Source organism: Rhodococcus sp. NPDC055024 (genome assembly GCF_053608585.1).
In genome coordinates this window covers 280,770-292,056 of record NZ_JBSGVT010000006.1, presented here as the reverse complement: position 1 = coordinate 292,056, position 11,287 = coordinate 280,770, and the positions used below count along the sequence as shown (strand labels likewise).

Sequence of the window (11,287 nt, the reverse complement as noted above, 5' to 3'; positions counted from 1 at the left end):
GCGAACGCTAGCGCCGGACATGAAACAGGCTGGAGTCGAGGAGATTTAACTTCCTCGGCTCCAGCCTGTTTGCACTGGCCTAGTGCTCTCCGGATTCGGCCGGGGCGATCAGCGCCGGGCCTGCTGCGCCGCCGTGCGCGAGCGCGTCGAGGAACGAACGTGCCCAGCGGTCGACGTCGTGCGTCAGGACCTGACGACGCAATGCTCGCATGTGGCGACGGCCGTCCTCTCGCGGTTGATTGAGGGCCTTCTCCATCGAATCCTTGACGTCGTCGAGGTCGTGGGGATTGCACAGGAATGCCTGGCGGAGTTCTGCTGCAGCACCGGTGAATTCGCTGAGCAGCAATGCGCCACCCAGATCACTGCGGCAGGCGACGTATTCCTTCGCGACCAGGTTCATGCCGTCGCGAAGCGGCGTGACGAGCATGAGATCGGCAGCGACGAAGAACGCGACCAGTTCGTCGCGTGGGATCGGCCGATGGATGTAATGGACGACGGGGCGGCCGACTTCGCTGAACTCGCCGTTGATTCGGGAGACCTTCTGCTCGATGTCTCCGCGCATCTGTACGTAGCTTTCGACGCGTTCGCGGCTCGGGGTCGCCAACTGCACCATGACGGTGTCGGCGGGATCGATGCGCTTCTCCATGAGAAGTTCGTGGAGTGCGGCGAGCCTGACGTCGATGCCCTTGGTGTAGTCGAGGCGGTCGACGCCCAGCATGATGTGCTTGGGGTTTCCGAGTTCTTTGCGAATCTGCTTGGCGCGGTCCCGAATTGCCTTGGTGCGCGAGAGTTCGTCGAGCTTGCCGGAGTCGATGGAGATGGGGAAGGCGCCGACGCGGACGCTGCGGAAACCTACTTGCACCACACCGAGTTTGGAGCGGACGCCGACGGTTCCGCGTGAAGTCTGCTGCCCGGCAAGGCGTCTCGCCAGGTAAAGGAAGTTCTGTGCGCCACCCGGAAGATGGAAGCCGATGAGGTCGGCGCCCAGGAGGCCTTCGACGATCTCGGTTCGCCAGGGCATCTGCATGAACAGCTCGACCGGGGGGAACGGAATGTGCAGGAAGAAACCGATGGTGAGGTCGGGACGAAGCATCCGCAGCATCTTCGGTACCAACTGCAGCTGGTAGTCCTGGATCCAGACGGTCGCGCCCTGTGCCGCTGCCTTGGAAGTGGCTTCGGCGAACCGCCGGTTCACCTCGACGTAGGCGTTCCACCATTCACGGTGATACTCGGGTTTGACGATGACGTCGTGATAGAGCGGCCAGAGGGTGGCGTTGGAGAATCCCTCGTAGTACTCGTTGATCTCCTCGGCGCTCAGCGGCACAGGGTAGAGCTCGAGTCCGTCTTCGACGATCGGGTCGAGGTCTGCGTCCGGGACGCCGGCCCAGCCCACCCAGGCGCCCTGATTGCTGCGCAGGATCGGCTCGAGGGCGGTGACCAGTCCGCCGGGGCTCCGCTTCCAGCGGGTGGTGCCGTCGGGAAGTCGTTCCAAGTCGACGGGCAGGCGGTTCGCTACGACGACGAACTCGGCCTGCCCGGACACGGTGTCACCGGTCGAAGAAGCAGGTGCGCTGTCAGAGAGGGTTGAACTGGTCGAATCCGGACTGACAGGCACGTGGTTCCTTCTCGGTCGGTGAGGGAAAGATTCAGTCGAGCTTGGCGGCGGGGGAGATACCGAGCATCGAGAGCAGCATCCTGCACTCGTCGGCATCTTCTGCGTAGGCAGCGACAACGCGCTGCGCCATGCGCGCTGTTTCCTCGGCGACGGTCTCGATTTCCTCGTCCGCGATCTCGGTTTCGACGGTCGTGTTCTCAGCCATCATGTTCCTCTCGTGCTTGCCTGCACGGCGCAAGCAATGATTCTTACTCGCGACTCTATGAGAACTGGGCGTGTCGACGCTAGTTGCTCATGTATTAGGGTCGACTTACTTATCTCTGTACTCAACTTTATCGCTTCCATCGATGCTTGGAGTTCCATGAGTTCGACCCCCTCGAGTGTGACCGTCGACTCGGACGAGCCGGAGAGTGGCAATCACAGCGGTGCTGCGATTTTGCGACGCGTCCTGGTCCGCAACCGTGTCCCGCTCGCTATCGGCACTGCCCTGGTCTGTCTGCACCAACTCACCGAGACGGCGGTGCCGATCTCCATCGGTGTGATCATCGACCGTGCAGTGGAGACTTCGGACACCACAGCCTTGATCGTCTCGATCCTCGGTCTCGCCGCTCTGTTTCTCGTTCTGACGGCCGCGTGGCGTTTCGGCGCCCGGTTCATCGTCACCGCGATGCAGCAGGAGGCTCATCGTCTCAGGCTCGAGGTGGCGCACCGCGTCCTCGATCCACGCGGGGTGCGTACTGATCTGCGATCGGGCGAATTGCTGACGGTTTCGACCTCGGACGCCGAACAGACTTCGTGGATCGCGGACATCGTCCCGCGTGCCGCTGCGGCCCTGACCGCTGCGGTGGCGTCGGCGGTGGCGTTGGTGTGGATCGATCTGTGGCTGGGACTGGCCGTTCTGATCGGTACTCCGGTCATTCTCGGTCTGCTGCAATTGGCGGCGCCGCTCATCACGTCGCGGGCCACCGGTCAGCAGGCGTCGATCGCTCGGGCGTCGGCGATGGCTACGGATCTGGTCAGTGGACTGCGTCCGCTGCGCGGTATCGGCGGTGAGAAGACCGCGTCGACGCGCTACCGCACGGTCAGCCGGCAGGCGCTCGCGTCGACGATCGGCACGGCGAAGGCCACCGGTATCTACACCGGTGTTGCCGCGACCATCAGTGCGTTGCTCGCAGTCGGTGTTGCCGGCTTCGCGGGTTACTTCGCGCTGCAGGGCCGGATCACGGTCGGTGAACTGATCACCGTGGTGGGGCTCGCGCAGTTCATCATCGAACCGCTCGGATTGCTCGCGTCGATTCCCGGATACTTCGCGGTGGCGAGGGCGTCGTCGGATCGTCTGGCATTGGTCTTGGACGCGGAGCCGCTGCGGGGTGCGGGTTCGCAGACCGAGCTCGAAGGTACCGACCTGACCCTCGACGCCGTCGAGTACAAGTCTCTCAAAGGCATCGATCTGCACCTGCCTGCCGGAGAACTGCTGGGTGTCGTCGCTTATCAACCGCAGGATGCCGACGCTCTTGTCGCCGTCCTGTCCGGTCAGCTGGCGCAGGATGCGTACCGCGGCGTGGTCCGAGTGGGCGGAATCAGCCTGTCCGACATGGACTTGCGATTGGCGCGTCGCACAGTGCTGGTGGAGCCGCACATCACCGATCTGTTCTCCGGATCCCTCGCGTCGAATGTCACCGCGGGCGCCGGTGATGCCGCTGCTCTCGAAATCCAGAGCGCTTTGACCGCCTCTGCGGCGGCTGATGTCGTCGACGCGCATCCGGACGGCCTCGACCTCGAGGTGACCGATCGAGGCGCGAGTTTGTCGGGAGGCCAGCGTCAACGCGTCGCCCTTGCACGCGCATTGGTGGCAAAGGCGCCCGTGATGGTCCTGCACGATCCGACTACGGCGGTCGACGCGGTGACCGAGGCGTCGATCGCCGAAGGAATCGCGGAACTGCGGCACGAGGGTGCCGGTGGCATCCACACGACGGTATTGATCACCAGCAGCCCAGCTCTTCTGGCCGTGACGGATCGAGTGATCGTGTTGAACGACGGAGTGATTGCCTCGATCGGCACACATTCCGAACTCTCTCGCGGCGACGCGAACTACCGAGGAGCGGTGCTGCGGTGACGGCCACGGACATGACAACCGATATGCCGGCCGCAGAGAAGGTGACAGAGCGCGAGTTGCTGCCGATCGCGAGTGGTCGCCAGACTTGGAAGTGGTTGCGGGCAGCGCTGGCCGAACACCGGATGCAGAGCCTGCTGGTCCTGATCGTCGCGGCTTCGGCGTCGGCGATGGCCTTGGTTCCGATTTACGTCTTCGGTGTCCTGGTCGACCGGGTCCGGGACAACGCGCCCACATCGACGATCGTCGGGGTGGTCGTGATCATCGCCGCCGCCGCAATCGTGGGCGGTGTGTTCACAGGTGTGGCTGCCTATCTGATCAAGCGACTCGGCGAGACGATCCTGGCGGATCTGCGCGAGCGAACCGTGGACCGGGCGTTGCGCCTGCCGATCCAGACCGTCGAGAAGGTGGGAAAGGGTGATCTGCTCTCACGAGTCGGCGACGACGTGTCGGTGATCGCCAAGGCTGTGTCCGACGTGGTTCCCGGCATGATCGCGGCAGTTCTGCTCGTGGCTCTGAGCATGGTGACCATGCTGGGCCTCGACTGGCGACTCGGCCTCGCCGGAATGGTCGCGCTGCCGATGTACGCGCTGGCACTCAAGTGGTACCTGCCGCGATCGGCTCCCATTTACGCTGCCGAGCGAGTTGCGATGGGCGCTCGTTCACAGGCGCTGATCAGTAGCCTCCAGGGCGCCAAGACGGTACGCGCGTACAGCCTCGAGAAGGAACATCTCGGTCAGATCGATGCGGCGTCGGCAAAAGCGCGTGATCTGGCCGTCGGAGTGTTCGGTCTGTTCACGAGATTTGCCGGTCGCGGTAACCGTGCCGAATTCGTGGGTCTGTCCATGATCCTCGTCGTCGGATTCCTGCTGGTTCGTGAGGACGTCGTGACAGTCGGTCAGACGACGACGGCTGCACTGCTGTTCCATCGCCTGTTCAACCCGATCGGCTCACTGCTCTACACCTTCGACGAAGTGCAGTCCGCCGGCGCCAGCCTCGCGAGACTGGTCGGCGTTGTCGAGATCCCCGAAACAGAACGTTCGACGGATACGGGTTCCGTTCCGACCGACGGCTCCCTTCGTCTGGACGACATCCGACACAGCTACGACGGCGGTCACGAGGTACTCCACGGAGTGACGCTCAGCCTGCGAGCGGGGGAGCGGGTGGCGCTCGTCGGTTCGACCGGAGCCGGAAAGACGACGCTTGCTGCGATCGCTGCCGGTTCGATCACTCCGACGTCGGGGCGCGTGTCGATCGGCGGTGCCCCGCTTGCCGACCTCGATGACCTACGACGCCACATCGCGATCGTGAGTCAGGAGGTCCACGTCTTTGCCGGACCCCTGATCGAGGATCTGAGATTGGCCGCTCCCGAATCCTCGGACGAGGACGTTGCCGCTGCGCTGCGGACCGTCGGCGCGTACGAGTGGGTTGAGGCTCTCGACGAGGGAATGCTGACCGTCGTGGGCGAGGGCGGGCACGAGATGACGGCAGCGCAGGCGCAGCAGTTGGCCTTGGCGAGACTGGTATTGGCCGACCCTGCCGTCGCTGTACTGGACGAAGCGACAGCGGAGGCAGGTAGCGCCGGAGCACGGGAACTGGAAGCGACTGCCGAAGCCGCTACCGAGGGGCGTACCACTCTGGTTGTCGCACACCGGCTTACCCAAGCCGCGGGCGCCGACCGAGTGATCGTGCTCGAGCACGGGCAGATCGTAGAAGAAGGCCCGCACCGCGAACTGGTGTCCGCGGGCGGGCGTTACGCGCAACTGTGGGCGGCCTGGGAGGGTCGCGACTGAGGGCGTTCAGACGATCAGGTGAGGTACCCGCCGCCGTGGGGGAAGAACTCGGCGGCGGTGTACTCACTGCCGTCGTCGAGTCGGATGCGCTCGATTCGCAGTCCCTTGTTCTTGCCCGACCACGCGTCGGGGCCCGCGACGATCACCATGCCGTCGTCTTCCTGGATGAAGACTCGGCCGGGGGTTCCGCCGTAGTGCCCGCGTGAGACGGACGCCTTCAGGATGCGGATGCGCTGGCCTTTGAACTCCGCGAAAGCGTTGGGGTACGGATCGGACTGGGCCCGGACGAAACGCTCGATGACCTCGGCCGGCCAGGACCAGTCGACGTGGCTGTCCTGCGGTGCACGCTTGTGGAAGAAGGTGGCCTGCGAGCGGTCTTGCGGCGTCCAGTCGGTCCGCCCGGACGCGATCAGATCCAGGGCGTCGAGTGTGATGGGGCCGATCATGTCGATCGTGCGGTGGAACAGATCGGTGACGGTGTCCGTGGGGCCGACCGTCGTCGAACGCTGCAGGACGATGTCGCCCGCGTCGAGTTCCTCGTCCATCAGGTGCGCCGTGAGGCCGACTTCTTCTTCGCCGTTGATCAAGGCCCAGATGAGCGGGGAGAACCCCGTGTACTTGGGCAGCAGCGAATCGTGGATGTTGAGGGTGCCGTACTTGGGCGCGTCGAAGACCTCCGCGGGCAGCCAGGTGCGCCAGTTGTTGGCGACGATGATGTCGGGCGCAGCTTCGGCCAGCGCGGCTTTGAAGGCGTCGTCAGGCTTGTTCGCCACGTGAACGGGTACACCGTTCTCGGCCGCCAGATCTGCAACCGAGTCCGCCCACATCTGTTCGTAGACGTGATCACTCTTCGGGTGTGTGATTGCCAGCACAACCTCGTGATCGGAGTCGATCAAGGCCTGCAGGGTACGGTGGCCCCAGGTTTGGTATCCGAGCGTAGCGACTCTCAACGGGGGTCCTCCTGGACGAGCATGGGCTGGGGCTGGCGGTCACACGACCGCCCATCAGCTTAGGCTATCCAACCAAAATTGTTGATCACACGTACGAGGAGGAAGGCTGACATGACGGTCGCCACAATCAACGGAATCCCCATCAATTACCAGGTCAAGGGTGATGGAGATCTGGTGGTGCTCATCATGGGGACCGGTAGCCCCGGCCGCGTCTGGGATCTGCACCAGACTCCGGCATTGGTGGCCGCCGGCTATCGCGTCGCCACCTTCGACAACCGCGGAATCGCACCGTCCGGCGAGAGCCTCGGCGGCATCACGATGCCCGACATGGTTGCAGACACCGCCGGACTGATCGAGCATCTCGGCGGCGGCCCGGCCCATGTCATCGGCACCTCGATGGGCGCCCGGGTTGCGCAGGAACTGACGCTCGCCAGGCCGGATCTGGTTCGCAAAGCAGTGTTCCTCGCCGGCCACGCTCGGATGGATCATTTCCAGCAGGTTCTGACCGAGGGTGAGCGTCAGTTGTTCGACAGCGGCGTCGCCCTGCCGGCCAAATACCGTGCGGCAGTGACGGCGGTGATGAACCTCTCGCCGGCCACGCTGGCCGACGATCACTCCGCGCGTGACTGGATGGACATCTTCGAGTTCACCGGCGGCGCAACGTCACCGGGTGTTCGCGCGCAGCTCGGCATGGACCGTGCTTTCGATCGACGTAACGAGTACAAGTCGATCATGCGCCCGTGCCTGTCCGTCGCTTTCGCCGACGACCGCATGATCCCGCCTTACCTCTCCCGCGAGGTGGCGGACTGCATCGCGACGGCGTCGTACGAAGAGATTCCCGACGCCGGGCACTACGGATACCTCGAGCGTCCGGAGGCCGTGAACAAGGTGCTGATCGACTTCCTGGCGAAGTAGTTTTTCGCAGTTCTTTCGCACGCGAGAAAGGGCCTGATCCGCTACCTGCGGGTCAGGCCCTTCCTCTTGTTTCATGCCAGTGCCAGGAACAGCTTCTCGAGTTCGGCCTCGGTCATCGGTTCCTGACCTTCGGCGCTTTCGCCGGTGAGGCATTCACGCAGCCCCGAAGCGACGATCTTGAACCCTGCTCGGTCCAGCGCTTTGGACACGGCTGCGAGCTGCGTGACGACGTCCTTGCAGTCGCGGCCGTTCTCGATCATCGAGATGACCCCGGCAAGTTGGCCGTGAGCACGCCGCAGTCTGTTCAATACGAGCGAAATGCTCTCTTCGTCGCCGGTCATGGTGGCCCCTTCTCGAGTGTTCGTGCTGCGACCGAGGGTACCCCTGGGGGCATGTCTGTGTTTGATCCAGTGTTCGATCCGACTGTGGTGTCAGATGATCGAGGTGACTGCCGCGCGCAACTTGACGGCGGCGTCGGCAGCTACGGACTCCAGGCCTGGTTCGCCGGAAACCTGAACCATGAGAGCGGGATTCATCGCTTCGACGAAGAACGAGTTCTCGTTAGTCGTATCTTCGCGGACGACGACGTTGCACGGCAGTAGGAGGCCGATCTGACGATCCACCGACACTGCCTGATGGGCCAGCGGCGGATTGCAGGCACCCAGGATCAGGTACTTCTCCATGTCCTCGTCCAACTTTTCCTTGAGGGTGGCCTGCATGTCGATCTCGGTCAGGATGCCGAAGCCCTGCTCGGCGAGCGCGGCACGCGTGCGGGTGACGACCTCGTCGAAAGTTCCGGTGACCTTGGTTGCGATCGCTATCGGTTCCGTGGGGGTTGTCATTGCCCGCTCCTGTTCGTTGGTTTCGATGTCTTCGGCTTCGATTTCCGTTGTCTCTATGATACCCCTGGGGGTATCAATTCAACAGTGATGTCGGGTACACGGTCAGCCATGCGAGAAGCTGATGTTCGGCAGGATGCGTCGTAGCCATGCCGGTGTCCACCAGGCTGCCCGGCCGGTGAGACGCAGGAGTACGGGCAGGAGCACCAAGCGGACGAGCACCGCGTCCAGGAGCACAGCCACACCGAGGATGATTCCCATCTCCTTGGGCGGCAGCGGATCTGCGAGCGCGAAAGTGAAGAAGACCGCAACCATCACCGCTGCCGCCGCCGCGATGACCCGACCCGAATGCGCGAGGCCGTCGATGTGTGCGATCTCGGGGTCACCTGTCCGTTCGTAGTGCTCCTTTGCGCTCGAGAGCAGGAACACGGTGTAGTCCATCGCGATGGCAAAGATCATGGCGAAGAAGAAGACCGGACCCCATCCGTTCAGAAATCCCTGGGGATCGAAACCGAGCAGGCCGGATCCGTGACCGTCCTGGAATATCAGCTTCGCAATTCCGAACGCGGCCCCTGTGGACAGTAGGCTGACCAGCGTGCCGATCAAGGCGATCAGAGGTGCCTGAAGAGCGATCAGCAGCAACAGGAATCCGAGCGTCAGAATCACGACCACGACGATGGGCAGGTAGTCGTTCAACGCCTGCTGAAGGTCGAGATTTTCGGCCGGAGCGCCGCCGACGAGCGCTGATTCCGGCAGCTGCGACCGAAGGTCCGCAAGGATGGTTTCCATCGCAGGATCCGACGGGTCGACAGTGGGAACTGCTTGCAGCATAACCAGATCGGATCCGTCGGCTGCGTGCTGCGCCGGCGTGACCATGGCCACGCCGTCAATGTTCACGGCAACACGCGAGGTGTCTGCTGCATCGTCTGCGGACGTGACGATCTGCAACATTCCGGGAGCGCCGTCACCGAATTGCTGCTGCGCCAGTTCGTAACCCTGCCGAACCGGGGCGTCCTCGGGAACCACGGCGATGGAGGGCATTGCCACCTTCAGTCCGAAGACCGGCACGACGAGTGCTATCAGGATGAGCAGGGCGCCGACGCCGAAGGGCCACGGGTGCTTGTGCAGCAGCGACGCCCAGGCTGCGAACATCGGGGAGCGGTGCTGCTGGCGCTTTGCGTACGGTAGCGAACCACCGTTGACCTTGGCTCCTATCCTGCCGAGCACGGAGGGTAGCAGGGTGAGGGTTGCGGCGAGAACGAAGATCACGGCGAGCATGATGCCGACAGCCATCGTGCGTACGGCGGGAGCCGGAACGAGAAGAACCGCAGACAAACTGACCAGAACTGTGAGGCCGGAGAGGACAATTGCTTTGCCGGCGGTGTCCATCGTCTGGGCCACGGCGGCCCGCGGATCCGGATCGGTTCGCAGTGCTTCTCGGAACCTGGCGACGAGGAAGAGTGCGTAGTCGATGCCGAGCGCGAGGGCGAACATCATCGCGAAGTTCATGGCCCACACGGAAATCGGCGTGATCTCGTTGAGGATCACGAGTCCGCCCGCCGAAGCGACCAGGCCCGCAAGGGTCAGCAGTAGCGGGAGTCCCGCGGCAACCAGGGATCCGAAGGCCAACACCATGATCGCGAGAGTGACGGGCCAGGACATCATTTCGGCCTTGATCATCGCTTCGTGATTGGCCTTGTTGAAATCGCTCCACAACGCCGACGCGCCGGTGGGGTACACCTCGATCGTGTCCGTGGACAGTGCCGTGAGTTTCTTGCCGAGTTCGTCTACCGCGCGCACCATGTCGTCGGTATTCGCATTGGCACCCGCGATCATGATTCCGGTATGTCCGTCCGGGCTGATGGTCATGCCGGGCTGTGGGGCGATCACTTCGCCGAAACGAGGGTCCGCGGTAAACAGTTCGGTTGCCGCGGCCAGAGTCTGCTGCATCGACGGATCGGTGATGGGTAGAGAATTCGAGTGAACGACCACTTGCACTGCGGCGGAGGAGTTTCCGCCGAAATGCTGCTCGGCCAACTCGCGAACCTGCACCGACTCGGATCCGTTTGCCTGCCAACCCGCGCCGGCCAGGGAGGTGAAGACACTGGGCGCTGCGGCGCCGAGTGCAACCAGCGCGATCAACCAGACGCCGACGACCAGGCGGGTGTGCGCCGCCATCGATCGACCGAGTCGCGCGAGTATGCCGTCGGCTTGGTCGGGTGGGTCCGCGGTGACAGTTCTGGTCGCTGACATCTTCACTCCTGATACGGGTGGGGGTATTCCTGACTGTTCCTTGTATACCCCTAGGGGTATCTGATTGTCACTTCCGAAGGTTCTCTATGCTGCTGGGGGCGCCGTCTGATCAGTGACGGTGGAACGAACTTCGGTGATACGGATATGGGGAGAGCGATCGTGGACGCACAGGACTGGGACGAGCGATACCGAGCGGTGACGGAGCCGTGGGGAGTGGACCCGGCGGGAACCGTCGCTACAAGAATTGCCGACCTGAGGCCGGGCACCGCGATCGATCTGGCCTGCGGCGACGGCCGTCACGCGCGGTGGATGGCCGGGCAGGGTTGGTCGGTGACCGCGGTCGACTATTCGTCGGTGGCGATCGATCTGGCACGGGCGAGTGACCGGGACAAGGCCGTCGACTGGCGGGTCGGCGATGCGACCACGTGGCAACCGGAAGGTTCGGTCGACCTGGTGTTGGTCAGCTTTCTGCACCTCGAGGTCGACGAGTTGGCCGAAACGCTGAAGCGCGTCGGGCAGTGGGTTGCTCCCGGCGGACGCGTCCTCTATCTGGGGCATTCCATCGAGAACTTCCACCGTGGGGTGGGCGGCCCACCCGAACCGACCATTCTGCCCGGTATTTCCGATCTAGCCAGGGCAGCGGAGGGATCGAGGGTCTACGCACTCGAACACGTGGTTCGGCCACAGGACGGTAAGACGGCAATCGACGTTCTGCTCGAATTCGGTCCGTGGGACCAGGTCTGACCAGGGCGGGAGTGCACCTTCACGTTCCTGGGTAGCCTACCCTAAACTGGCGAGGGTGTTCGTCG

The 11,287-nt window shown here is 63.6% G+C and carries 10 protein-coding genes; 4 read left to right on the top strand and 6 right to left on the bottom strand.

Translation table 11 applies throughout. The features are described from left to right. Positions 1 to 79: 79 nt before the first annotated feature. On the bottom strand, positions 80 to 1,543 hold the full coding sequence (locus tag ACWF6P_RS15765; RefSeq protein WP_378647926.1) for an alpha,alpha-trehalose-phosphate synthase (UDP-forming): 1,464 nt from the start codon (positions 1,541 to 1,543) through the stop codon (positions 80 to 82). A gap of 103 nt (positions 1,544 to 1,646) precedes the next feature. Then, on the bottom strand, positions 1,647 to 1,820 hold the full coding sequence (locus ACWF6P_RS15760; protein ID WP_214886961.1) for a hypothetical protein: 174 nt from the start codon (positions 1,818 to 1,820) through the stop codon (positions 1,647 to 1,649). A gap of 156 nt (positions 1,821 to 1,976) precedes the next feature. Here ACWF6P_RS15760 and ACWF6P_RS15755 point away from each other — a divergent pair, with 156 nt between their 5' ends. Further along, positions 1,977 to 3,731 carry an ABC transporter ATP-binding protein gene (locus tag ACWF6P_RS15755; protein ID WP_452621602.1) on the top strand — a complete coding sequence of 585 codons (1,755 nt, stop codon included), beginning with the start codon at positions 1,977 to 1,979 and terminating at the stop codon, positions 3,729 to 3,731. A gap of 23 nt (positions 3,732 to 3,754) precedes the next feature. Continuing rightward, positions 3,755 to 5,521, top strand: coding sequence for an ABC transporter ATP-binding protein (locus ACWF6P_RS15750; protein ID WP_452621631.1), 1,767 nt, complete (start codon positions 3,755 to 3,757; stop codon positions 5,519 to 5,521). Between the two features lie 14 nt (positions 5,522 to 5,535). On the opposite strand, the gene ACWF6P_RS15745 is transcribed toward ACWF6P_RS15750, so the two are convergent. Further along, positions 5,536 to 6,471 (bottom strand): methionyl-tRNA formyltransferase, encoded by a 936-nt coding sequence (locus ACWF6P_RS15745; protein WP_452621601.1) that lies wholly within the window; start codon positions 6,469 to 6,471, stop codon positions 5,536 to 5,538. A gap of 111 nt (positions 6,472 to 6,582) precedes the next feature. Between ACWF6P_RS15745 and ACWF6P_RS15740 the strand changes: the two genes are divergently transcribed. Then, positions 6,583 to 7,386: an alpha/beta fold hydrolase gene (locus tag ACWF6P_RS15740; RefSeq protein ID WP_283306994.1), complete on the top strand. Its 804-nt coding sequence runs from the start codon at positions 6,583 to 6,585 to the stop codon at positions 7,384 to 7,386. A 71-nt stretch (positions 7,387 to 7,457) separates the two neighbouring features. Here the strand turns inward: ACWF6P_RS15740 and ACWF6P_RS15735 are convergent, their stop codons facing one another. From ACWF6P_RS15735 to ACWF6P_RS15725, 3 genes are all read right to left on the bottom strand, one after another. Continuing rightward, on the bottom strand, positions 7,458 to 7,727 hold the full coding sequence (locus tag ACWF6P_RS15735) for a metal-sensitive transcriptional regulator (protein WP_230814895.1): 270 nt from the start codon (positions 7,725 to 7,727) through the stop codon (positions 7,458 to 7,460). Positions 7,728 to 7,817: 90 nt separating this feature from the next. Then, on the bottom strand, positions 7,818 to 8,228 hold the full coding sequence (locus tag ACWF6P_RS15730; RefSeq protein ID WP_452621600.1) for a DUF302 domain-containing protein: 411 nt from the start codon (positions 8,226 to 8,228) through the stop codon (positions 7,818 to 7,820). Between the two features lie 102 nt (positions 8,229 to 8,330). Beyond that, entirely contained in the window at positions 8,331 to 10,478 is a 2,148-nt protein-coding gene (locus tag ACWF6P_RS15725) for an MMPL family transporter (protein WP_452621599.1), read from the bottom strand. A 159-nt stretch (positions 10,479 to 10,637) separates the two neighbouring features. Between ACWF6P_RS15725 and ACWF6P_RS15720 the strand changes: the two genes are divergently transcribed. Next, a complete protein-coding gene (locus ACWF6P_RS15720) occupies positions 10,638 to 11,222 on the top strand; it encodes a class I SAM-dependent methyltransferase (RefSeq protein WP_452621598.1) in 585 nt (194 codons plus the stop codon). Positions 11,223 to 11,287 lie beyond the last annotated feature (65 nt).

Bases quoted from the DNA above. Each gene is read 5' to 3' on its own strand.
- ACWF6P_RS15760 (WP_214886961.1), bottom strand. From the start codon at position 1,820: ATGGCTGAGAACACGACCGTCGAAACCGAGATCGCGGACGAGGAAATC.
- ACWF6P_RS15755 (WP_452621602.1), top strand. From the start codon at position 1,977: ATGAGTTCGACCCCCTCGAGTGTGACCGTCGACTCGGACGAGCCGGAG.
- ACWF6P_RS15750 (WP_452621631.1), top strand. From the start codon at position 3,755: ATGCCGGCCGCAGAGAAGGTGACAGAGCGCGAGTTGCTGCCGATCGCG.
- ACWF6P_RS15740 (WP_283306994.1), top strand. From the start codon at position 6,583: ATGACGGTCGCCACAATCAACGGAATCCCCATCAATTACCAGGTCAAG.
- ACWF6P_RS15735 (WP_230814895.1), bottom strand. From the start codon at position 7,727: ATGACCGGCGACGAAGAGAGCATTTCGCTCGTATTGAACAGACTGCGG.
- ACWF6P_RS15730 (WP_452621600.1), bottom strand. From the start codon at position 8,228: ATGACAACCCCCACGGAACCGATAGCGATCGCAACCAAGGTCACCGGA.
- ACWF6P_RS15725 (WP_452621599.1), bottom strand. From the start codon at position 10,478: ATGTCAGCGACCAGAACTGTCACCGCGGACCCACCCGACCAAGCCGAC.